Source organism: Gottfriedia solisilvae, from assembly GCF_002128405.1.
GTDB lineage: Bacteria > Bacillota > Bacilli > Bacillales > Bacillaceae_G > Gottfriedia > Gottfriedia solisilvae.
This window is the reverse complement of record NZ_NETJ01000001.1, coordinates 715,764-739,984: the sequence shown is the minus strand read 5'-3', so window position 1 is coordinate 739,984 and position 24,221 is coordinate 715,764. Positions and strand designations below refer to the sequence as shown.

General features: G+C 32.7%; 20 protein-coding genes and 1 riboswitch. Of the genes, 11 read left to right on the top strand and 9 right to left on the bottom strand.

Annotated elements, in window-relative coordinates; genetic code table 11:
* The first annotated feature begins 37 nt into the window (after positions 1-37).
* Entirely contained in the window at positions 38-1,612 is a 1,575-nt protein-coding gene (locus tag CAB05_RS03630) for an L-lactate permease (RefSeq protein ID WP_087998443.1), read from the top strand.
* Positions 1,613-1,670: 58 nt separating this feature from the next.
* On the opposite strand, the gene CAB05_RS03625 is transcribed toward CAB05_RS03630, so the two are convergent.
* The 3 genes from CAB05_RS03625 to CAB05_RS22570 all read right to left on the bottom strand — a co-directional run bounded on the left by CAB05_RS03625 (position 1,671) and on the right by CAB05_RS22570 (position 2,281).
* A complete protein-coding gene (locus CAB05_RS03625) occupies positions 1,671-1,868 on the bottom strand; it encodes a YwbE family protein (protein WP_087998442.1) in 198 nt (65 codons plus the stop codon).
* Entirely contained in the window at positions 1,868-2,050 is a 183-nt protein-coding gene (locus CAB05_RS03620; protein ID WP_087998441.1) for a hypothetical protein, read from the bottom strand. The genes CAB05_RS03625 and CAB05_RS03620 overlap by 1 nt, the downstream gene beginning before the upstream one ends.
* A 96-nt stretch (positions 2,051-2,146) precedes the next feature.
* Complete coding sequence (locus CAB05_RS22570) at positions 2,147-2,281, bottom strand: hypothetical protein (protein WP_268876371.1); 135 nt, start codon at positions 2,279-2,281, stop codon at positions 2,147-2,149.
* 112 nt (positions 2,282-2,393) lie between these two features.
* On the opposite strand from CAB05_RS22570, the gene CAB05_RS03615 reads away from it, so the two are divergent.
* The gene (locus tag CAB05_RS03615; protein WP_087998440.1) at positions 2,394-2,537 is read left to right on the top strand and encodes an imidazoleglycerol-phosphate dehydratase; all 144 of its coding nucleotides are present in this window, start codon (positions 2,394-2,396) and stop codon (positions 2,535-2,537) included.
* 300 nt (positions 2,538-2,837) lie between these two features.
* On the opposite strand, the gene CAB05_RS03610 is transcribed toward CAB05_RS03615, so the two are convergent.
* Positions 2,838-3,305, bottom strand: a complete 468-nt coding sequence (locus CAB05_RS03610; RefSeq protein ID WP_087998439.1) for a hypothetical protein — start codon at positions 3,303-3,305, stop codon at positions 2,838-2,840.
* Between the two features lie 206 nt (positions 3,306-3,511).
* Here CAB05_RS03610 and CAB05_RS03605 point away from each other — a divergent pair, with 206 nt between their 5' ends.
* A complete protein-coding gene (locus CAB05_RS03605; protein ID WP_087998438.1) occupies positions 3,512-6,241 on the top strand; it encodes a dynamin family protein in 2,730 nt (909 codons plus the stop codon).
* A 40-nt stretch (positions 6,242-6,281) separates the two neighbouring features.
* On the opposite strand, the gene CAB05_RS03600 is transcribed toward CAB05_RS03605, so the two are convergent.
* Both CAB05_RS03600 and CAB05_RS03595 read right to left on the bottom strand, forming a co-directional pair.
* A complete protein-coding gene (locus CAB05_RS03600) occupies positions 6,282-6,539 on the bottom strand; it encodes a hypothetical protein (RefSeq protein ID WP_087998437.1) in 258 nt (85 codons plus the stop codon).
* Between the two features lie 147 nt (positions 6,540-6,686).
* Positions 6,687-7,619, bottom strand: a complete 933-nt coding sequence (locus CAB05_RS03595; RefSeq protein ID WP_087998436.1) for a DUF4349 domain-containing protein — start codon at positions 7,617-7,619, stop codon at positions 6,687-6,689.
* A 193-nt stretch (positions 7,620-7,812) separates the two neighbouring features.
* A riboswitch (cobalamin riboswitch) is annotated at positions 7,813-8,015 on the top strand.
* A 145-nt stretch (positions 8,016-8,160) separates the two neighbouring features.
* On the opposite strand from CAB05_RS03595, the gene metE reads away from it, so the two are divergent.
* Entirely contained in the window at positions 8,161-10,440 is a 2,280-nt protein-coding gene (gene metE, locus CAB05_RS03590; RefSeq protein ID WP_087998435.1) for a 5-methyltetrahydropteroyltriglutamate--homocysteine S-methyltransferase, read from the top strand.
* Between the two features lie 513 nt (positions 10,441-10,953).
* Entirely contained in the window at positions 10,954-12,771 is a 1,818-nt protein-coding gene (gene abc-f / locus CAB05_RS03585; RefSeq protein ID WP_158093168.1) for a ribosomal protection-like ABC-F family protein, read from the top strand.
* Between the two features lie 57 nt (positions 12,772-12,828).
* Here the strand turns inward: abc-f and CAB05_RS03580 are convergent, their stop codons facing one another.
* Positions 12,829-13,665: a YitT family protein gene (locus CAB05_RS03580; protein WP_087998433.1), complete on the bottom strand. Its 837-nt coding sequence runs from the start codon at positions 13,663-13,665 to the stop codon at positions 12,829-12,831.
* Between the two features lie 159 nt (positions 13,666-13,824).
* Here CAB05_RS03580 and exaC point away from each other — a divergent pair, with 159 nt between their 5' ends.
* Positions 13,825-15,342: an acetaldehyde dehydrogenase ExaC gene (gene exaC, locus CAB05_RS03575; protein ID WP_087998432.1), complete on the top strand. Its 1,518-nt coding sequence runs from the start codon at positions 13,825-13,827 to the stop codon at positions 15,340-15,342.
* A 61-nt stretch (positions 15,343-15,403) separates the two neighbouring features.
* Here the strand turns inward: exaC and CAB05_RS03570 are convergent, their stop codons facing one another.
* Positions 15,404-16,072 carry a Bax inhibitor-1/YccA family protein gene (locus tag CAB05_RS03570; RefSeq protein WP_087998431.1) on the bottom strand — a complete coding sequence of 223 codons (669 nt, stop codon included), beginning with the start codon at positions 16,070-16,072 and terminating at the stop codon, positions 15,404-15,406.
* A gap of 324 nt (positions 16,073-16,396) precedes the next feature.
* On the opposite strand from CAB05_RS03570, the gene CAB05_RS03565 reads away from it, so the two are divergent.
* Both CAB05_RS03565 and CAB05_RS03560 read left to right on the top strand, forming a co-directional pair.
* Positions 16,397-16,618 (top strand): hypothetical protein, encoded by a 222-nt coding sequence (locus CAB05_RS03565; protein WP_142283045.1) that lies wholly within the window; start codon positions 16,397-16,399, stop codon positions 16,616-16,618.
* Between the two features lie 112 nt (positions 16,619-16,730).
* A complete protein-coding gene (locus CAB05_RS03560; protein WP_087998429.1) occupies positions 16,731-17,768 on the top strand; it encodes a M42 family metallopeptidase in 1,038 nt (345 codons plus the stop codon).
* A 140-nt stretch (positions 17,769-17,908) separates the two neighbouring features.
* Here the strand turns inward: CAB05_RS03560 and CAB05_RS03555 are convergent, their stop codons facing one another.
* A complete protein-coding gene (locus tag CAB05_RS03555) occupies positions 17,909-18,802 on the bottom strand; it encodes a L,D-transpeptidase family protein (protein ID WP_087998428.1) in 894 nt (297 codons plus the stop codon).
* Between the two features lie 262 nt (positions 18,803-19,064).
* On the opposite strand from CAB05_RS03555, the gene CAB05_RS03550 reads away from it, so the two are divergent.
* From CAB05_RS03550 to CAB05_RS03540, 3 genes are all read left to right on the top strand, one after another.
* A complete protein-coding gene (locus CAB05_RS03550; RefSeq protein WP_087998427.1) occupies positions 19,065-20,060 on the top strand; it encodes a LacI family DNA-binding transcriptional regulator in 996 nt (331 codons plus the stop codon).
* A gap of 172 nt (positions 20,061-20,232) precedes the next feature.
* Positions 20,233-22,557, top strand: coding sequence for a glycoside hydrolase family 31 protein (locus CAB05_RS03545; protein WP_087998426.1), 2,325 nt, complete (start codon positions 20,233-20,235; stop codon positions 22,555-22,557).
* The gene (locus CAB05_RS03540; RefSeq protein ID WP_087998425.1) at positions 22,557-24,188 is read left to right on the top strand and encodes a glycoside hydrolase family 13 protein; all 1,632 of its coding nucleotides are present in this window, start codon (positions 22,557-22,559) and stop codon (positions 24,186-24,188) included. Before CAB05_RS03545 ends, CAB05_RS03540 begins: the two co-directional genes overlap by 1 nt.
* The last annotated feature ends 33 nt before the right edge of the window (positions 24,189-24,221 follow it).

Genomic DNA, 24,221 nt, shown 5'->3' with positions numbered 1-24,221 from the left:
GATACATCACAAAATTTTATTTTGAGGAGTATACATTATGTTAGTAGATGATTTTAATCCATTCAATAATCTTGGCATTTCAGCATTAGTTGCAGCCATTCCAATTTTTTTATTCCTTCTGTGTTTGACTGTGTTTAAAATGAAGGGTATTTACGCTGCATTAATAAATTTATTAATAACGTTCGTGATTGTTCTTTTCTTCTTTAAATTACCAGTTGGAGAATCAATTGGTAGTGTAATACAAGGTACAATACAAGGTATATGGCCAATTGGCTATATTATTGTGATGGCAGTGTGGTTATATAAAATAACCGTAAAATCAGGTAAATTTGATATTTTGCGTGGTAGTATTGTCGGTATATCAAAAGACCAACGGATTCAGTTTTTATTAATCGGATTTTGTTTTAATGCTTTTCTTGAGGGAGCAGCTGGATTTGGTGTACCAATTGCAATTTGTTCGGTCTTATTAGTTTCGGTAGGTTTCAAACCTTTACAGGCTGCGATGCTTTGCTTAATAGCAAATGGAGCTTCAGGAGCTTTTGGAGCAATTGGTATTCCAGTTGGAATTATAGACACATTTGGTCTAGAAGGTAATGTAACTTCTATGAAAGTTTCGATGATGACTGCTTTAACTTTACCTATTATTAATTTTACTATACCGTTTCTATTAATTTGGTTAATTGATGGTATAAAGGGAATAAAAGAAGTATTACCAGCGATTTTAGTAACTTCAATAACGTATACAATATCCCAAGCATTTATGACAATATTTATTGGACCAGAGTTAGCAGATATCATACCTTCATTATTAACAATGGGATTATTGGCACTATTTTCAAAAAAATGGCAACCAAAAAATATTTATTTAATTAATGGTAATGCATTTAAATATGAAAATATTTCTAAAAAAGATATTTTAAAAGCTTGGTCTCCATTTTATTTATTAACACTATTTGTTTTATTATGGAGTTTAAAATCTTTTAAAGCATTATTTGCTGAAGGTGCAATTTTTGCATCAAGTGTTCTTAAATTTATCATTCCTGGATCTTCTATAAATGTAAGTATTGATATAATCGGAGCAACTGGCACAGCAATCCTTTTAGCGGCATTGGTATCAGTAACAACTACAAAGACGATTAATCTCAAGGAAAGTCTTGCTCTTTTGAAGAAAACAGTTTCTGAATTTTGGATTCCAATCATAATGATTTGTGCGATTATTAGTATTGCAAAATTAATGACTTATGGCGGTTTAACAATTGCAATAAGTCAAGCATTAGCAACAACTGGAGATTTCTTCCCGTTATTATCACCAATTTTAGGTTGGATTGGAGTGTTTATGACAGGTTCTGTTGTAAATAACAATACATTATTTGCTCCAATTCAAGCGCATGCTAGCAGTATCATTGGGACGAATCCAGCGTTATTAGTTTCAGCAAATACTGCTGGAGGAGTTATGGCCAAACTTGTTTCACCACAATCAATTGCAATCGCAACAGCAGCTGTTGGAGAAACTGGAAATGAGTCTTTATTAACAAAAATGACATTAAAATACAGTTTTGGATTACTTGCATTTGTTAGTATTTGGACATTACTCTTGTCAATCATTTACTAGTTTTGGGAATTAGTTATTTTAGTAACGAAACAAAAAAACGACTGTATACAGTCGTTTTTTACTTTTTAATAATGTCTTTCACTCTTCCAACTTGGCCGTCTTCTAACCTAACTTTAATGCCATGTGGATGAGAAGGAGATTTTGTTAAAATGTCTTTGACGATTCCAGACGTTAGTTTACCTGTACGTTGGTCTTGTTTTAAAACAATTTGAACTTGATCTCCAACTTGAATATTAGAACGAATTTGTCCGTTCATTATACGCCCATACGTTTGCGTTGATTATTTGGCTTTTTCGTAATTTGATTTTTTTTCGTCATATCTTTAACAGCATTTAATCCTGTATTACCTGAAGATTGCTGTTGTTTCTTACTTGCAAGTTTTTGTTTCATTAGTTCTTGCAAACTAACTTTCTTTGGTTCATTGATATTTTCACTCATTTAATGTTTCCTCCAATTATATCTTACTTTTATAATGACTTGTTGAAGGAAAATAAGCAAGTCCGTTTGAAGAGAATACATAAAATATAATGATTTTTAGCTTTGTTTTTCTTTGTTTTTCTCATGAAACTCTTCCATTTTTTTACTTTTTGAATAAGCTGATTCTTCAGAATCTCCAAATTGATCAACAGATGATTTTTGTGGTCCTTTGTTTGTATGTCCTTTTGCCATTTCAAATCCCTCCTTTTTACTTATTATGTGCTACATTGTCATTTCTTATTTTGAATAAACTTTCTATAGATATGGAAATCTAATCATGAATACAGGTTAAGGAGGAGAAGAAATGACTAGTAGAAATGGAAGTAAAGGTAGCAAAAATCAAAACGCACCAGAATTACACGGACAAGCTACACAAAGTGGAGATAATAACAAAGGTACAGATTATCGTTCTAAAAAAGGTAGTAAATCAAAAGTTGAATTACACTAAAAAGACGCCCTCTTACGGGCGTCAGACTGCCCACCAAACGCTCGCTTTCTTCGTTGTTTCGCCTGTCTGCGGTGCTCATTACCGTCAAAGGTAACTCCGCTCCTCGCCTGGCTTTACGCCTCGAAAGGCAAGCGTTTTCAATCAGTCTGAATCTCTAATTTTTATACATTGTCTACACACTGAGACGCCCTTTTAGGGCGTCTCAGTGTGTAGACGGCGTTGTAAAAAAGTGAGTTCAGTGAAATTTTTTAAAAAAAAGCGCTCCAAAATACTGGAAGCGCATTAAATGTGTCTATTTCATTATTCTTTAAAACTAAAGCCCTCTTCGTCTAAATATTCAGCGGCTTCACCATAGCTATTGAATGTGCCATCAAGATTTTCGCCAGCATATACATTCCACATATCCATTTCGGAAACTAGCTTTAAAGTCTGTCCACTTGTATTCACCCATAATTCTTCTACTTCTTCTTCGTCTTCTTCAAAATTAGGTTCAAACGATAATTTATCGATTGATTTTGTAATAATAGTGCGCAGTTCATCTTCACTGAAATCTCTAATATTAACCATGCCTTTGTCGTTTGTTCTATAACCTTTTATTCCTTCTGCATATACAAAACCATTCCCATTCGGATGTAAATGGAAGACTACATTCTTTTTTTCTGTTACACTTTCTTCGTACTGAAAATTTGTACGACCAAGTGATACAGGTTTTTTTGTTAATTCTGGGAATGATTCGATAATTTCAAGTTTTTGTTCGTAAGTTAGCATATTGCCTCCAAAAATAATGTTATTTTTCTATGTTTTGTGAGTATCGTAACAAATATAACAAAAATGTATAAAAAAAGACATCTAAATGTCACATTTTATGCGTCATTAATTTGGTAGAATAAGACTGCTAAATAAAAGGTGCATAGTATCCTTTTCGTCTTATACTCAGAAATAATACAATTTATTATACATAGTAGGTGATCAACATGACAGTAAAGCAACAATTTATTAATAAGGAATTTTATAAAACGTTTTTAAATGATAGTGATAAACAACCGATTGCTCAATTAGCAAACTTATTTAGAACGCCGGATGAAGAAATCGACCTTTCATCAGTTCGCTTTGCACAAGGTGAAGTATACTTTGAAAATAAAGATTTTGAGACAGCAGTATTTAAATGGGAAAAAGTTGAAAATCAATATAAAGATTGGGCGCAGAAAAATATTGCAGACTCTTATTACGAGGTTGGTGCATTCGATACTGCCGAAAAGATGTATAGAGATGTGAAAACTGAAAGTAGAACGTTAACTTCGGAAATTTTTCTTCAATTATTTTCATTGTACATTGATATTTCAAATTATGAAGAAGCAGATCGTATTATTAAACAAGCAGTAAAATATAATCCTGATTATCCAAATGTGACGAAAATCGCTCGTAAATTTTATGAAAAAAATCATGATTGGAACAGTGCGGTTGATTTAGCTTCAAATGAATCAATTCGTACAGAAGATATAAAATGGTTTGTCGTTTTAAGAGAATACATAGAAAACGGTGCAACAAAAGAAATGTCACCAAGTTATTTTATGGGGGCATTATTATCATTAGCAAAAGTTGATTTAGAGCATTTTGAACTGATGGTTGAAGCACTTTGGAATAGTTACAGAGAAAGATCTGAATATGTAAACTGGTTACAAACATTTAATGAAATGTTATTCCAAATTAATGTAGAAACAGGGATTAAATGGAAACGACTACCTTTCATTTACTCAAATACGTATAGAGAATTAATTGAAAGTAATTATTTAGTAGCACAACTAGAAGAAATGATGCCAAGTTTCTTAACGAACTGGTTAAGAATTACTGATTTTGATGGGGCTGTTTTAGCAACAACTGCAACGCTAGCATGGGACCGTTTATTCCCAGGTAGATTAGATTATCAAATTGTTGTTGATGCTGAAATGGCGTTTGAACAATTACAACAAACACCAGATTGCTTTGAAAATGGAAAAGAATTATTTGAAAATATTCTACAATGGGCATTAATAAATGAAATTGAAGTTGGCAATCGTTTTGTTTGGTGGACGAACCAATTAACAAACTTTGATCAAACAACGATGCTAGTAGCTGGAACAATTGGAAATGGAAAATCATCATTTGTCAATTCACTTTTAGGTGAGAAAATGATGGGTTCATCTACAACAATGCCAGTTTTATTTGAGCAAAGTGTTGATACGAATATTACAGTGTATTCGAAAGAAGGGGACACGGCCCTTGCTGAGTATGCGGACTTCTATGATTTAACAACTGTAGAAAATGAATTGTTAAAAGGTGATGAGTTAGTTCATTATGAATTATCGAATCCTTTCTTACAAAAACACAAAATCTCAATCATTGATACACCAGGTATTGATGGAAATGATTTAAATACAAAAGCACTACTTCAATCAGTCAAGCTTTCTGATCGTCTTGTTTATGTATTAAACGCAACTGCTCCATATACAGAAACTGAAAGATCATTATTGATTACGATTCAGAAACAATTACCGACATTACCGATTCATTTCATTTTAAATAAAATGGACTCAATCTATAGTAATGATGAAGTTGATCGTGTTCATGCTGAAATTGAAGAGAAAATTAAGTTAGATTTCCCAGCTGCAAAAGTTCTACCTTATTCTTCAATTTACAGTAATCAAGATCAATTTAGTGAACTTGAAAGTTTCATTGAAGCAAATGTATTATCGACAACTGCAAATTCTAAACAATCAGAGAAATTATTATTAGCAGTTCGTAAGTTAATTAATTTCTTATTAGAAAAACGTGTTGAAAAAGAAAATGAATTACATGCAAATGTTCAATGGAACGAAGTATTAGATGAAAAATTAAACGGCTTACTTCACTCTTTAAAAGATAAAGAGATGGAACATGCACAAACAATTTCAAGCACATATCGTGAGCTAAAAGATGAAATAAAATACGATTTAAAACTAAGCATTCCTGCTATGTTAAAAGAGTGCAAAGAGTTAATTAAAGAAGACAGTGATTTTAATTCAATCCTAGAAACTTTAAATGAAGAGATGAATAATCGAATTCAAGAATATGTAAGACAATCAACATTGCCGAAGTTAAATACTGCACTTCAAAATTGGATTAGAGAATCAGGTTCTTTACTTGAAGGCACTCAAAGCTATTTAGCTGATATGTGCGATTCATTAAACTCGTACATTGGAAGTGAACAGTTAAGTCTTGAATGTGATTTTAAAGTATTAGATGACTGGCGCCGTGATGCAGATCGCATGACAAGTATGATTCAATTAGATGAGATGAATATTTTATTGAACTCTTCGCCATCACAGTTCTTGTTAAAAAGCTCAGGCTTAATACTAGGTCTATTACCTCAAAATAAATCAAAACTTGTTGCTCAATATCAGAAATATGTTGATAACGTTAATTATGATGAAGTATCTTCATTGGTATCGACTAGATTCTTTTTACAGTTTGAAATGTTTGAAAAAACTTTACCAAGAGACTTATCAATGTTCTTACAATTACCATATGAACATTTATATGAACTAGTAGATCAAACAAGAGAATCAATTTCAAATTATGTAGCAACACTTGATGAAATGAAAGCAAATCCAAGTGGATACTTTGATCCAATCACTTTCTATACAGTTCGATTAAGACAACTAGAATTTTTAACTTTACGCAAATAATACAAAAGAGTGTACCAAATAGGTACACTCTTTTTGTAAGTTATTCATCCTCAGTGTCTTCTTCATATGGAACATAAACGACGATTGTTTGGTAACCTTCCTTCACTTTTACTTGACCTCCATAAGGGATGTCGTGAATGATGATGCTTCCTTTTTGGTCAATCGAAAAATGTCCAATCTTATCATGTTCTTCATCTAATAATACCATTTCATGATCATTTCCTAGAATTCTTACGCCGTCATTACAATCAACTTGTATTTTCCAATTTCCTAGTTTGCTTAATAAGAAATGTTTCATCGTTTTTTTCTCCTATTTTGATCTTTAATAGTTACGCGTATAAATGAAGTGAATTTAGAAGAATCATGAAATGAAGTGGTGATGTTAATAAAAAGTAAAACGCTGATTTAACAGCGTTCTATTTGATTTGTATATTATTTTTATTCATTATTTTTTCGGAATATTCCAGTCTTGGTATTTCTTCATTACTTTACGCGCGATAAAAAATCCAGCTACTAGTATGATTAACCAGATGATAATTAAGACAGAGTTACCGATAATGAATACTGTAGTATTTTTGAATCCTGTTGAGATATTTTTAAGATTGTCCTTAAATTTAGCAGTAATTCGGTCACTTACTGTTTTAGGTGGAGTAGTATCTGTTATTTTAGCTACTTCAGTAACAGAAAGATTGATCGTACTGTAATTGATTAATGAATCGTACGTCTTTATTGTTGTTGTTAAACTTTCAATTTCATATCGAACGGTTGAAAGTTCTTTTTCAAGCTCTATGATATCACTTAACGAACCTGATTTTTTCAATAAGTTTAGTAGTCTTTCTTCTTGTATTTTTAAAGATTTTATTCTAGTTTCAGTATCAAAGTATTGGTTTGAAATATCTTCAGTTGAAATCGATTTAGAAGTCACATTTCCAATCGTGTTTATTTTAGATAAATAAGCATTTAGTTTATTAACAGGAATTCGTAAAGTATATTGGGCAGTTCTTGAAGGGAAATCATCAATATTGTCTTCATCATATTTTTCTAGCATTGATGTACCAGTTATATGATTAGATTCAATATAACCATTAAACTCACTGACAGATTTTTCAAGTGTATCGATAGTTTTTTCGAATTTTTTTGTTTCAATCTCAAGATTAGCGGTTTTAATTAATTTACGTACGATTGCTGTTGTTGGTTTAGTACCTTCCTTGGCATCACTTTGATCGACAGTTTGTAGTTCTGCTTCTTGATGTGAAGATTTATCCATTTGCATAGATTTTTCATTTTCAATACCATTCGAATTTGAACAAGCAGATACAAGAGAAATGACAAGGAGAAACAAACCAATTTTTTTTAAAACTTGTAAGTAATTCACCATTCATATTCACCTCTTTTATTTAATCGGATCTTTTTCATGTGTGACATTCTATGTATTGTTAAAATTTTCTAATTTAACTCACTATATCATAAGTAGTCTTTACTTCAAATATTGGAATGAGCTTTTCTAGGACTTTAGTAAGAAAAAAATAAATATTTTGACTATTAAATCAAATTATGACAAAATAATGAAAACTAAATAGTGGGGAATAGGTGTGAATGTTTATACCGCACGTTTTAAACATTTACTTAAAAGGGAAGTTTGGTGAAATTCCAACACGGTCCCGCCACTGTAATTGAGGAGTAAATAAATACATGCCACTTATCTATTGATAGGGAAGGTTTATATTTACGATGATCCAAAAGTCAGGAGACCTGCCTATTCTAACGACGCTGTTCGACCTACGAGAGATAGGGAGGTGCCTTATGTATTGGAAACTGACATGTAAGTATTCTGTTCATTTGTGTTTTCCTACTTAAGAGCATTTTTATCTCAATAAGATAAAAATGCTTTTTTATTTTCAAAAAAGGGAGTGTTTTATATGGTAAACATAAGTAATCTAGGATACCCAAGAATTGGTGAAAACCGTGAATGGAAGAAGACATTAGAGTCATTTTGGAAAGGAAATATCACAGAAAATCAATTTGAGAGCGAAATGAAGTCAATTAGACTTCAGTCAATCGAAAAGCAGCTTCGTTTAGGGATCGAGATTATTCCTGTAAATGATTTTACGTACTATGATCATGTTTTAGATTTTGCAACAATGTTTGGCTGGATTCCTACTCGTTTTGGAGATCTGTCTGAGAAACCTTCTTTGCATACATATTTTGCATTAGCTAGGGGGGATAAAGACCTGGTAGCATGTGAAATGACTAAATGGTTTAATACGAACTATCACTATATAGTCCCAGAATATCAATATGATCGTAAATCAAAATTATTATATAACAAACCTCTAGCGTCATTCCTAGAAGTAAAAAATGAATTAGGTATCATAACGAAACCTGTTATTTTAGGTATTTATACGTTCACTCAGCTTTCAAAAGGATATAAAAAAGAAGATAAATATGCTGTCGTAAAAGAGTTATTACCGGTTTATATTCAAATGCTAAAAGAACTAGAAGATGCTGGAGTAGAATGGGTACAAATTGATGAGCCTGCATTTGTGTTAGAAGAAACGAATGAAGATTTTCAATTGATAAAAGAAATTTATTCAGAAATATGTGAGGCCCTTCCATCATTATCAATTATGCTTCAAACATATTTTGAAGGTGTTGAACAATATCATGATTTGATCACAATCCCTGTTAAAGGAATTGGATTAGACTTTGTACATGGTAGAGAAGAAAATGTAAATGCATTGAAGAAATATGGATTTCCAGAAGATAAGGTATTAGCTTGCGGGATTGTGAATGGGAGAAATATTTGGAAGAACAATTTAGAAGAATCAATCCAATTGATTGAAACACTTCAATCACTTATTCAACCAAAGGATTGGTGGATTCAACCTTCTTGTAGCTTACTACATGTCCCAGTCACAAAGAAAAAAGAAGATTCATTAGAACCTACTGTACTTGCTGCATTAGCTTTTGCAGATGAAAAAATAGAAGAGTTAGTCGTGTTAAGGAAAGCATTGGAGTTTGGTAGTGATGCCGTAAAACAAGAAATTGAAAAGGTAAAACAAAGCTTCGAACATCTAAATAAACTAAATACCAAGTCAAATGAGATAAGAAGTTTAAGTGAAGAAGATTTTAATAGAGCAATACCTTTTAAAGAACGATATCAGTTCCAAAAGGAAGCTTTGAATTTACCATTATTACCTACAACAACAATTGGTAGTTTCCCACAGACAAAAGAAATCAAAATTGCTAGGCAACAATGGAGAAAAGGAGAGCTTCCAGAATCCGACTATCGTCATCAAATAAAATTAAAAATTAAGGAATGGATTGAAGTTCAAGAATCGTTAGACATAGATGTATTGGTACATGGAGAATATGAACGAACTGATATGGTAGAATATTTCGGTGAAAAGCTAAAAGGTTTTGCCTTTACTAAAAACGCATGGGTTCAATCCTACGGTTCAAGATGTGTTAAACCACCGGTTATTCATAGTCGTGTAGAATTTATGAAACCAATGACTGTTGATGAGACTAGCTATGCGCAAAGTTTAACAAAAAAGCCTGTGAAGGGGATGTTAACAGGTCCTGTAACCATTTTGAACTGGTCATTTGTTCGTGAAGATCATGCAAAGGAAGATATTGCAAATGAAATTGCGCTTGCTTTAAGAAAAGAAATAAAGGCACTTGAAGAATCGGGTATCTCTATTATTCAAGTAGATGAACCAGCGATTCGTGAAGGTTTACCACTGAAAAAGCGAAATTGGGAAGCATATTTAAACTGGGTTACGCGTGCATTTCGCTTAACTACAGCAGGGGTCCAAAAAATGACGCAAATTCATACTCATATGTGTTATAGCAGTTTTTCTGACATAATGGATGCGGTCATTGAACTAGATGCAGATGTTATATCAATTGAACATGCAAGAAGTCACGAAGAGTTTTCTTCCTACTTAGCTGAAAACCCGTATCCATTAGGAATTGGTTTAGGGGTGTATGATATTCATAGCCCACGTGTTCCATCGGTTCAAGAAATGGAGCAAAATATAGTTGGTTCTTTAAAAGTGTGTGATATTCAACAATTTTGGATCAACCCAGATTGTGGATTAAAAACACGAGATGAAAAAGAGGTTATTCAAGCTCTTTCTAATATGGTGATTTCAGCAAAGAAAGTACGTGAACACTATTATTCAATTCTTTCGTAATAGCACGAAAAGTCATGTTAGAACATAAATTATAAGTGTAAATCGAGATGCATGAATGGCACAATTTAGTGTATATTAAAAATTAAGTATTGAAATGTACTGAAAAGTAAGCTACTATTTAAGTAATATTTTGAAGGAGGCATCAAATTTAGACACTATGTACATGATCCGATAACTTTTAAGCTAATTAATTTTATAGCAAAAAGTACTCTGCCTGAAATCAGAGAAATTGGATTAGTCTGTCTATATTTAGTGCCGTGAATATTAAATAATGTACCATATGAAATGTATATATCGTGGGTTTATTTAATCGCACCTTTTTTAGGCATACATGTATTAGTTTTTTCGTTAAACTAATACGATTAACGATTCGTCCATTTACACACAGGCAGATGCTTGTGTGTTTTTTATTTTTTAGGCTCTGTTACAGTTCACTGTTGGTGTTGAACTAATCGTAAATTTTTACTAAAAATGAAAACAGGGCCATCTTTAAAATCGGATGGAGTGATTTGTATGTTTATTATAAAAGCAAATAATGTAAGTATTGAATTAAATGGTTTAATGATATTTGAAAATGGTAACTTAGACATTAAAGAAGGCGAACGAGTTGCATTAATCGGAGAGAACGGTATTGGAAAAACAACTTTTATTAATGCATTGATGGGTAGACTACCAATTCAAAAAGGAAGTCTGCAAATTGAGTTCAAAAAAGATGAAATTGGCTGGCTATTAACTGATGAGAATGAAACTGAGCAGATGACAGCAAAAGAGGTAGTAGAGTCTTCTGATGAAAAGCTTTTCTTTATTAAAAGAAAAATAGATCAATTATCAAAAGATTTATCGAGTGAACATATCCTTAATGAATTTAATCAATATTTAAGTGAGTATCTTGAATTGAATGGATATGAGTGGGAATCAACGATTGAACAATCACTTAAAAAATTTCAATTACCGCAATCAGTATGGGAGATGCCTTATTCTCATTTAAGTGGTGGTCAGAAAACAAAAGTTAAATTAGCTAAAATTATGTTGAAGCAACCAAGACTATTAATCATGGATGAACCTACGAACCATTTAGATAGTGAGTCAATTGACTGGTTAACAAATTGGCTAAAATCCTATAGGGGAACAGTGCTATTTATATCTCATGAAAGGCAGTTTATTGATGATGTTGCAACAAAAACTGTTGAATTAACTGAAAATGGAACATATAAGTATAACGGTGGTTATTCTGAGTATAAAAAGCAAAAAGAACATGAAAGAATAACGAATCAAGCGTTATATGACAAGCAAGAGGCAGAGAAGAAAAAATTAATTGAAACAATTAATCAATATAAACAATGGTTCTCGCAGTCACATAATGCAGCAAGTGAACGTGATCCATTTGCGAAGAAAAAAGCGGGTAAAAATGCATTACGATTTAAGTCTAAAGAAAAGGATTTAGAAAGACTTGAGCAACGTAAAGTTGATAAGCCGAAAGAAGTAAAATCCATTTCAGCTATTTTTGAAAGTGAGTCATTTACAGCAAAACATATGATTTCATTTCATCAAGTCAACTTTGGATATGAAACTGAGAAGAATATTTTTGAGCAGTTAACCTTTACATTGAATCGAGAAGATCGATTAGCTGTCATTGGAAAAAATGGATCTGGTAAAACAACATTTTTAAAATTATTAACTGGATTGTTAGAACCTAATGTAGGGTCTGTACGTCATAATCCTCAATTGAAAATAGGCTATTTTATGCAAGAGCTTGAAACGCTTAATGAAGAAACTACGATTTTAGATGAAATATTATCTCTTCCAAATATGACTGAAACAGAAGCAAGAACGATTCTTGCATGTTTCTTGTTTAGAAAAGAAGATGTATATAAAAAAATAGGTCAGTTAAGCATGGGAGAAAAATGTAGGGTTGCTTTTGTGAAGCTTTATTTTTCCGATTCAAATTTACTAGTTTTAGATGAACCAACAAATTATTTAGATATTCATACTAGGGAAAGAATTGAGGAAGCATTAGCGGTTTACCATGGTGCAGTTGTAGTCGTTTCACACGATCCATATCTACTAAAGAAAGTATCAAATCGTGTAGTCCATATAGAAAAAGGTACTTTTTATGAATTTAAAGGTTCATATGCGGACTGGAATGGAAGGCAATCAATTACAAACGACCAACAGAGCTTGTTAAATGACCGAACAAGACTCGAACTTGAAATATCAGCAATGATCGCTGAGGAACTTGAGAGTGAAGATGAACATTCCTTCCAACTATCAAAAATTGTTGCATTAAAACAGCAACTTGCAGATATTGAGTTGAAATTGAAAAGTGTATAGTTAAACTAAGCCAAAATAAAAAAGTGTGTTTCACCAAAATGGTAAAACACACTTTTTTTATGCACTTGGTAAAGTAAAACCTTCACCAAAAACGTCACGTACATCATGGATAACAACAAAAGCCTTTGAGTCGATACCATGAATAATTTTCTTTAATTCAAATAGCTCTTGCTTATTAATAATGATATAAAGCGTTTCTTTTCGTTCACCTGTAAAGTGACCTTTCGCTGGAAAAATGGTAACGCCACGGTTCATGTCATTCGATACCAAAACTGCTATTTCATCTGCTTTGTCAGAAATGACAGTAATGGCTTTTTTAGGGTTCAGACCTTCGATTATATAATCAATGACCTTAATTCCTATATAAATAGAAATAAGTGTATACATTGTTTTTTCAAAACCTATTACAAAATAACCACCTGAAACAACGATTAAATCAAATGCTAAAAGTGTTTTACTAATACTCCATCCGAAGTATTGATGAAAAATTTGGGCAATGACAGTAGTGCCGCCAGTTGTACCCCCAGAACGAAACACGATTCCTAAACCAAGGCCGATGAATATTCCTGCAAAAATAGTTCCTAATAATGTTTCTTTCGTTGGAACACCTAAACCTTCAGTTAAGCGTATGAATAAAGAGCTTGCTACGATTGAGATGATTGTATAGAGAATAAGCTGCTTTTTTAATAACTTATATCCAATGATCAAAAGTGTGGCATTTAATATAAACATGACGATACCAGGTGACCATTCAAAAAGGTAATAAGTAATCATCGTAATTCCTATAAATCCACCTTCTGCTAATTTATTAGGAATCGCAAAGAAGTTAATTCCGATTGCAAAGATCGCTGAGCCGATTAGTAGTCCAATTATTTCAATGATGTATTTACGCAACTTTACCCCTCATTTTTTTAAAAATTTTAATCATAACTATTATTCTATCTAAACCAATTCATTGAAGCAAAATATTTTTAATTAAATAGATTTCTAGTCATATGATTGTATACGCTTTCATATTTTTGTATAGACAAGCTATATGAGGAGGAATGGAAAATGGTATATGCAACGCCTGGAAAAACTGGTTCATTAATTACGTTTAAAAATCGTTATGATAATTTTATTGGTGGTGAATGGGTTCGACCTGTACGTGAGCAATATTTTGGTAATGTAACACCTGTAACTGGACAAGTATTTTGTGAGGTTGCTAGATCAACTGAAGAAGATATTGAGCGTGCACTAGATGCAGCACATCGTGCAAAGGATAAATGGGGTAGAACAAGCGTTACAGAGAGATCTAATCTTCTACATAAAATTGCAGATCGTATGGAAGAAAATAAGGAATATTTGGCTGTTGCGGAAACTTGGGAAAACGGTAAACCAGTAAGAGAAACACTTGCTGCCGATATTCCATTAGCAATTGATCACTTCCGTTATTTTGCAGGCTGTATTAGATCACAGGAAGGATCACTTGGTGAAATCGACGGAGATACAGTTGCGTATCACTATAAGGAGCCATTAGGAGTAGTAGGTCAAATTATTCCTTGGAACTTCCCAATTTTGATGGCGGTATGGAAGCTTGCTCCAGCTTTAGCAGCAGGGAATTGTGTTGTATTAAAGCCAGCGGAACAAACACCAACTTCAATACTAGTATTAATTGAATTGATTCAAGATCTATTACCACCTGGGGTAGTGAATGTGGTGAATGGATTTGGGCTTGAAGCTGGTAAACCGTTAGCATCAAGTAATCGTATTGCAAAAATTGCTTTCACTGGTGAGACATCAACTGGTCGCTTAATCATGGAATATGCTTCAAAAAATCTAATTCCAGTTACACTAGAATTAGGTGGGAAATCACCAAATATCTTCTTTGAAGACGTAATGGATAATGAAGAATTCTTAGATAAAGCACTTGAAGGCTTTACGATGTTTGCGTTAAATCAAGGTGAAGTATGTACATGTCCATCTAGAGCATTAATTCATGAATCGATTTATGAAGAGTTTATGGACAAAGCGGTTAATCGTGTAAAAGCTATTAAGCAAGGTAACCCGTTAAATCCTGAAACGATGATTGGATCGCAAGCATCACAGGAACAACTAAATAAAATTCTTTCTTATTTTGAAATAGGTAAAAATGAAGGCGCGGAAGTATTGGTTGGTGGTAGCAGAAATATTCTAGAAGGAGAACTTCGTGACGGATATTATGTGAATCCAACAATCTTCAAAGGAAGAAATGATATGAGAGTTTTCCAAGAAGAAATTTTTGGTCCAGTTGTTTCTGTTACGACATTTAAAACGAAGGAAGAAGCGTTGCAAATCGCAAATGATACTTCTTACGGTTTAGGTGCAGGGGTATGGACTCGTGATATGGATACTGCTTACAGATTTGGACGACATGTAGAGGCAGGTAGAGTATGGGTTAACTGCTATCATGCATATCCAGCACATGCGGCATTTGGCGGTTACAAAAACTCTGGCGTCGGCCGTGAGAATCATAAAATGATGTTAGATCATTACCAAAATACAAAAAATATGTTGGTAAGCTATTCACCAAGTAAACTAGGATTCTTTTAAGAAAAAAAACACCTTAGCGTTTTTTAGCTAAGGTGTTTCATTTTGTAACTTTATAACTTGATTATTTCTTAAACGCATTCAAAATGCGTAAAATGTCTAAGAATAAATTAATAAAGTTTAAATATAGGTCAAATACCGCCGCAGGCACATCTTTCTCAGTAAATGTATCTTTTTTCATGCGAGAAACATCATATAGAATGTAACCAGAGAAGATTACAACTCCTACCCAAGCTAGTACAAGGTAAAATAAATCAGATCCAATGAACATTCCTACGATGCTCACTAGAATTAAAGCTAGTAGAGAGAAAAATAGAATTCCTCCTAAGAAAGTAAAGTCTTTCTTTGTGAAGTATGTGTATAAGAACAGGCCACCAAATAAAGCAGAAGTAATACCAAATGCGACGATGACCATCATAGCACCCATCGAATCAACATAATAATCGATAACTGGATAAATACTGATACCCATTAACAAAGTAAATAGGTATACAAGCCACATAGGTAATACCATTCCGTAGGCACTTAAGCCTTTACGTCGTTTCTTTCCACTACCAAAAATGGACTTTAGAAGTAGTGCAATTAAAACAATTAGAGGAATAAATCCAATTGCCATTGCAATACCTGGTGGGATAAAGAATCCGCCTAATCCTGTTCCAATAAATGAGATTAATAAGGCAAAAAAGAACCTTGGTAGTACGTGTGTTGTAATTAATGATTTTCCTACTTGCATAAAAAAATAACTCCCCCTTTAATATCATTACTATAGCATGATTATGCTGTTCTGAGTAAAATTTGATGTGTAGTTTGTATGATTGTTTAAAAGATTAGTAGTACATAATTCTTTACGTGCTTTTTAGTATCTTTTATTGGAAAAAAAGGTGAAAAGTAAAAATTATTTATACAGAGTCAAAATATAAAAAATGAAGCGTGTAATCTAAGCGAATTCTGACATTTTATTCAAGAGACTTCCTTTAGACTGATAATAAGAGCCGGAGGTGTTATCATGTGGATTGGAGTATCGTGCTTAATATTGTTTGTAGGGGTGATTTCGACCATGCAAATAGTTATAAATAGAAATTGGAAATGTATCTATACCGCTTATGGTTATCAAAACTATTTTAAAATCATCGGACAATTAAAACAAAAGGGAATTTCCTATAAAACAAAAATACCTATGAATTTAAGAGTAGGGCGATATTATGACAATACACAGTACGATATATACGTTAAAAAAGATCTAGAACATAAAGCAATAGAAGCGTTAAATCATCAATAATCAAAATTTTTATACCATTCATTCATATGTAAATTGATATAAAAACTAAATAAATGTATGATAAATTCATTGGGGTTGATTTTAATTAACTTTACAAATAAGGGGATTGGATATGGATATCAGAATTAATAAAGAATTTGTTCTTAATACTGCGAAACAATTACTTGAGTTTAATAGTCCTAGCGGATTTTGTTTTGAAATTATGGAATTAATTCAGTCTTGGACAAAAAGTTTAGGTTATCAGTTTGAGACTACGAACAAAGGCTGTGGAGTTATTACAATTCCAGGTAAAAGCAATGATCAAGTAGTTGGTTTATCTGCTCATGTTGATACATTAGGTGCCATGGTTCGCTCTGTAACTGCAAAAGGTACTCTGAAATTTACTGTAATTGGTGGTCCAATTGTTCCAACATTAGATGGCGAGTATTGTCAAATAAGGACTCGTGATGGCAAAATTTACAGCGGAACGTTTTTATCAACAAGTCCATCAATTCATGTGTTTGAAGATAGTAAAACAAAAAAACGCGACCCTGAAAATATGGAAGTTAGAATAGATGAATGTGTAAAAAATAAAGAAGATGTGATCAATTTAGGCATTGGACCTGGTGATTTTATATTCTTCGATCCAAAAACAACGATTACGGAAAGTGGATTTATTAAATCTCGTTTTATTGATGATAAGGCAAGTGTTGCTTGTTTATTAGGCTTATTAGAACTGTTTAAAAGAGAAAATATTGTCCCAACTTATACGACAAAATTATTTATTTCTACTTATGAAGAGGTAGGACATGGCTCATCGTATATTCCATCTGATATAACAGAGTTAATTTCTGTTGATATGGGATGTATCGGGGATGATTTAAGTTGTACAGAGTATGACGTTTCAATCTGTGCGAAAGATTCAGGCGGCCCATATGATTATAATATGACAACTGATTTAGTCAATTTAGCAAAACAAAATGACTTAAATTATGCTGTTGATATTTATCCAATGTATGGATCAGATACAGTTGCAGCACTTCGTGGGGGTCAAGATATAAGGGGCGCTTTAATTGGTCCTGGTGTGCACGCCTCTCATGGTATGGAACGTACACATTATCAAGCAATGGAAAATACAATGAAATTATTGTATTTATATGTTACAAAGTAAATAGATTAAAAGCTGTTTAGAGGATATTCTCAAACAGCTTTTTTTGTGGCTAAAAAATTATGAGTTATCATTACAAAAAAAAAAGACAATGTATGCTATTTGCATATTGTCTTATCGCTATATTACATACTAGTAAAATATTAATAAGTTAAACGCTGAACGCCGTTTAAATCATTGTCATTTCTTAGAACACCATTTGCATTGATCTTCTTCAAGGTAAATGTAAAAAAATAAGCAGAGAGCGCATCATCACGTTTATTTTCTTTTAGCAAATCTAACAGTAATTGTTTCGTCCCAGCTCCAACGACGCCATCAACAGCCAATCTATGATTTTGTTGGAATACTCGAACTGCAAAATCCGTTCCTTCTGCAAAATAACCATCAATCCCATTTCTGGAATAACCAAGTTTTGTAAGAGTTTCTTGAAGCCATTCAACCTCACTACCAACACTACCAAGTTTTAAACTAGTTGGAATATCATTCGGTTTTGTGACAACGATGCTTCCTGAATCATCATTAAATAGTTGATCAGCCACCGCTATGTCATTAAAGGATTTATTAGATGACGTAATGAAAACAGTCGTATTTTTTTGTACGTGATCAAACAACCACTCGACCTCTTCATCATACATTCTTACGCATCCACTACTTGCATAAGTCCCAATTGAAGCTGGGTTACTATTTCCATGGATCGCATAGGTTGTACCCCATGTCCCTCTTGCGTTTAATCCTAACCAGCGATTTCCTAATGGATTACGTGGGTCACCACCAGGAATATTCTCTTTATAATAAGGCCTGTTTACAATTTTGTTCACTATTTTAAACTTGCCTTCAGGAGTTAAATCTTGGCTCCTCCCAGTAGCAACTTTAAATTCTTTTACTAGTTTTCCATTCTCATAAAATGCTAGTCTATTAATCGCCTTATTGATAATAATCAACTGAGAAACTTGTTTTTCTTCCGCAAATGACTGAACAAAGTTGGAACATAAAAAACATAAAATAATCAAACTAAACAAAAAAACGCGCTTAAACAATTTTTTCCCCCCAACAAAATAATAAATAAGTAGCCTTAATATCTTATGTAGGTATGGCTTGTCCTATATAGTGAAACTTTGAAAATGAGAAAAAAGATAGAGGGAAATAGTAAAATTGTGTAACTGTAATAAATATAAAGATGTTGTTTCATATAATTGATTCATTACCTGTTGATATTTAAATAAAATTTTAAAAATGTTGAAATAAGAATCAATTATTTGTATAACTTAACTATGAACATGAATTGAAGGGGATTAAAATTTGAGAGCAACTATTAAAGATGTAGCAAAGCTTGCAGGTGTGAGCGTTGCATCTATTTCCAGATATTTAAATAACAAAGGTTATATTAGTGATGTTACGAAGGAGAAAATTAAACAAGCAATTCATGAATTGAATTATCAGCCAAATGAAGTTGCTCGTGCATTATTTAAAAGACAGACAAAAACAATTGGTGTCATCATTCCTAATATACGAATTTACTTTTTTGCTGAATTAGTTAATTATATTGAATACTTCGCAAGTAAAATAGGATTTCGCATAATGCTTTGCAATACGGATTATTCTTCTGAAAGAGAAAAAGAGTATTTAGAAATGCTTAAAAATCATCAAATAGATGGCATTATACTAGCTAGTCACACATTACCCGTCGAAAAATATAAGAGTCTACAACTCCCAGTCGTTTCGATTGATCGTTATTTAGATGATACTATACCACTCATAACAAGTGATAATGAGCTTGGAGGAAAACTTGCAGCAGAAAAATTATATCAATCTGGTTGTAGAAAAGTAGGGTATTTTGGGCTAATGAATGATAAACAAAATGTAACAACCATTAGGTATGAATCTTTTAAAAAGTATTGTGATGAGTTTGGATTAGAAGTAATTGCAGAACAACCAGAATATAAGAAAGATATCAATGGACAAAAACATTCTGATTTAGAATTAGTTAGAAATTATTTGGCATCACATAAGAAGCTTGAAGGATTATTTACCGTAGATCCATTAGCATTGGCAGCAATAAGAGTTTGCCAAGAAAACGGGGTGAAGATTCCTACAGATTTTCAAATTATTGGATATGATGATTTAGCTTTTGCAGAAATGACTTTTCCTTCAATCACAACGATAAAACAACCGATTTCGCAACAGGCTGAACATGCCATTTCTAAACTATTACAATTAATGAATGGAGAAGAGGTTCCGAGTCGAACAATTTTACCAGTAGAATTAATTGAACGTGAATCAACAATAAATATTTGATAAGGGTTGCAAATCGAATGTAACTTGTTAAAATAAGATATGTAACCGGTTACCTATCGTTTCATAAGAGGGGTAATCAATATATAAATTAAACCAAATTGTGCATACGGTTGCTTGGTTGGAACTAAAAAGTTGAAACCGTTTGCAAGATAAGGGTAAAGGAGATGGAATTATGCTTGAAAATTCTAGTTTTTCAGTTAAACCTGAATTATTTTCAGAAGCAAGTCAATTAATTGATGTACTACAAATTCAACAGATTACAACGTACTCAAAAGAAAAAAATAAATGTGTGTTTACTGTTAACAAGGGAAATATCACAGTAGAGTTTCCAAGACCTGATATCGTAAGACTAACTGTTAACCATACAAGTGAAAATTTCACGCACCATAATAGCTCAATCGAAACATATGAAGGCTCTGAGTTTACAATCAGAGAAACTGAAGAACACGTTTTAATGCAAACAACAGATGTAGAATTTTATCTACATAAACAAAATTGTAAATTTAACATCAAAACTGCTAAAGGCGAAATTTACAGTAATGGTTTTTATTTGACTGAGGAAGGTACGATTTCTCTAATCGGAGCCCAAGAAAATGAGTTTATTTACGGACTTGGTGAGAAAAGTGGTTGGTTAAATAAAAAAGGTGAGCGTTTATCAATGTGGAATACGGATGTTTTTGCACCTCATACACCAGATATTAGCGAGTTGTATGAATCGATTCCTACTTACTTATCATTTACACCGAATTATTCTTTTGGTTGTTTTTTAAATAATACAGGCCGTACCATTTTTGATTTTAAAAATCGCAAAGATGAGCACAAATTAGAAACAGAAACAGGCATCATTGATCTATTTATCTACACTGGACCATCGATGAAAGAAGTACTTGAGCAACATACCTTTATAACTGGACGTCCTTATCTTCCACCTAAATGGGCACTTGGATATCATCAATCAAGACATAGCTATCAAAATGAAGAAGAATTAAAGTATATTGTTGATTCTTTTGAAGAGTTAGAAATTCCAGTAGATGCAGTTTTCTTAGACATTTTATATATGGACGGATATAGAGTATTTACGTTTGATAAAGAACGTTTCCCAAATTATGAAACATATCTTCCTCAGTTACTTGAAAAAGGAATTCATATTGTTCCAATCGTAGATCCAGGCGTGAAAGTTGCTGGACAATATGATGTTTTCATAGATGGTGTCGTAAAAGATGCATTCACTAAAATGCCAGATAAATCACTTTACATTGGTGATGTATGGCCAGGGAAAAGTGCTTTACCAGATTTTAGTCAGCAAAAAGTAAAAGACTGGTGGGGAGAATTACACGAGTTTTATACAAAGCTAGGTATAAAAGGAATTTGGAATGACATGAATGAGCCAGCCATATTCAATGAATCAAAAACGATGGATTTAGATGCTGTTCATGACAATGATGGAAATCCAATTAGTCATAAAGAATATCACAATTTATATGGTTATGAGATGAGTAAAGCTACTTCAATCGGTATTCAAAAATTAACAAATGAACGTCCGTTTGTACTAACAAGAGCAGGATATGCAGGCATTCAAAAATATGCAGCTGTTTGGACAGGTGATAATCGAAGTTTTTGGGAGCATTTAGCGATGACGATTCCAATGTGCTTAAATCTTGGATTATCTGGTGTTACATTCTCTGGCCCGGATGTTGGTGGATTTATGAATGATACAGAAGCAGAGTTATTGACTCGTTGGATTCAAATGGGTACATTTTTACCATACTTTAGAAATCATTGTTCAATTGGTATGGATCGACAAGAACCATGGGTTTTTGAAGAGAAATTTACAGATATAAATAGAGATTATATTCAAATGCGTTACGAATGGATGCCGTATCTATATCAACAATTTATTGAAGCAGAGAAAACAGGTCTACCAGTTATGCGTCCATTAGTACTTGAATATCCAACAGATCAACGTACATTTGACATGAATGATGAATATTTAGTAGGAGAAAACCTATTAGTTGCTCCGATTGTTACACGCTCGGCGAGATCTCGTTCGGTTTATTTACCAGAGGGTATTTGGTACGATTACTGGACTGATCAAGTATTTGAAGGTGGAAAAGATAGTTTAATTGATGCGCCACTAAATAAAATACCATTATTTTTGAAAGCAGGAAGTATTATTCCTTTAACAAATAAAAAGAAAAAAGCGAATCAAAAAGATGATGAACTTTACTTGCATCTGTATTCACAAGAAACCGGAAATGTAAAAACAGTAATATATGAAGACGATGGACTTACAATGAATTATCAAACAGGTGAACGATTTGAATTACATGTAAATGTAGATTTTAATCATGAAACTGTAAACGTTAAGCTCGAAAGTAAAGGAGATTTTAAACCTAGCTGGAATAAAATCACGGTCTTTTTACATGGAACGAATAAAGAATTACGCATCGAAGGTCATTTAGAATTCGAGGCAAGATCAGGTAAGGAGCTAATGTAATGGAGAAAAAATGGTGGCATAAAAGCGTCGTTTATCAAATATATCCAAGAAGTTTTATGGATAGTAATCAAGATGGGATAGGCGACTTAAACGGTATTATTGAAAAGCTTGATTACTTAAAATTATTAGGAATAGATGTTATATGGTTGAGTCCAGTATATAAATCACCTAATGATGATAATGGCTATGATATTAGTGATTATTGTGACATTATGGAAGAATTCGGAACGATGGAAGATATGGACCGATTAATTTCTGAAGCAAATGATAAAGGAATAAAAATTGTAATGGATTTAGTGGTCAACCACACTTCCGATGAGCATCCATGGTTTATTGAATCTCGAAAAAGTAAAGATAATCCTTATCGCGAATATTATGTTTGGCGAGATCCTGTTCAAAATGCAGAACCAAATGGACTACAATCTGTTTTTAGTGGTAGTGCGTGGGAATTTGATGAAGAGACTGGTCAATATTTTCTTCACTTATTTAGTAAGAGACAGCCTGATTTAAATTGGGAAAATCCGAAGGTTCATGAAGAAGTATATAATATGATGAATTTTTGGTTAGATAAAGGCATTGGTGGTTTCCGTATGGACGTTATTGATTTAATCGGAAAGCTACCAGATCAAGAGATTACCGGGAATGGACCAAAACTTCATCAATATTTACAAGAAATGAACGCAAAAACGTTTGGAAATCACGATGTTTTAACTGTTGGAGAAACTTGGGGGGCAACTCCGGAAATTGCAAAATTATATTCTGACCCAGAACGTAATGAATTAAGTATGGTCTTTCAATTTGAGCATATTAGTTTAGATCAACAAGAAGGGAAAGAAAAGTGGGATTTAAAGCCACTAAATCTACTTGATTTAAAAGCTGTATTTAATAAATGGCAAACGCAGTTAGATGGCAAAGCTTGGAATAGCTTATTTTGGAATAACCATGATTTACCTCGTATCGTTTCTAGATGGGGAAATGATCAGGAGTACCGAAAAGAAAGTGCAAAGATGCTAGCAACAATCCTTCACTTAATGCAAGGTACCCCTTATATTTATCAAGGTGAAGAAATTGGTATGACAAATGTTCGATTTGATAAAATAACTGATTATGATGATATTGAAACTCGTAATATGTATCATGATCGTATATCAAAAGGATATTCTCATGAAGAAATTATGGAATCTATATATACAAAAGGAAGAGATAATGCACGTACGCCAATGCAATGGAGCGAAAGTGAGCATGGCGGTTTTACGAGTGGAACACCGTGGCTTTCATTGAATCCTAATTTTAAAGAAATTAATGTGGCAGAATCGATCAAAGACCAATCTTCTATTTTTCACCATTACCGCAAGCTAATCGAACTAAGAAAACAATTTCCAGTCATTGTTTACGGTTCATTTGACATGTTAGCTGAGGATGATGAAAATGTATTTGCTTATTCACGTGAGTTAGAAGATGAAAAACTGTTGATCGTAGCTAACTTTACAAGTAATAAAACAACATTCCAGTTTACAGAACAATATGAGGATGCAACAATTTTACTAACTAACTATGAAGCATCTGGCGTACAGCTCGACTCAATTAACCTTAGACCATATGAAGCGATTGTCTACAAAATAAAATTGTAAATAAATTAAAAATAGTTTGACATTTATTTTGTT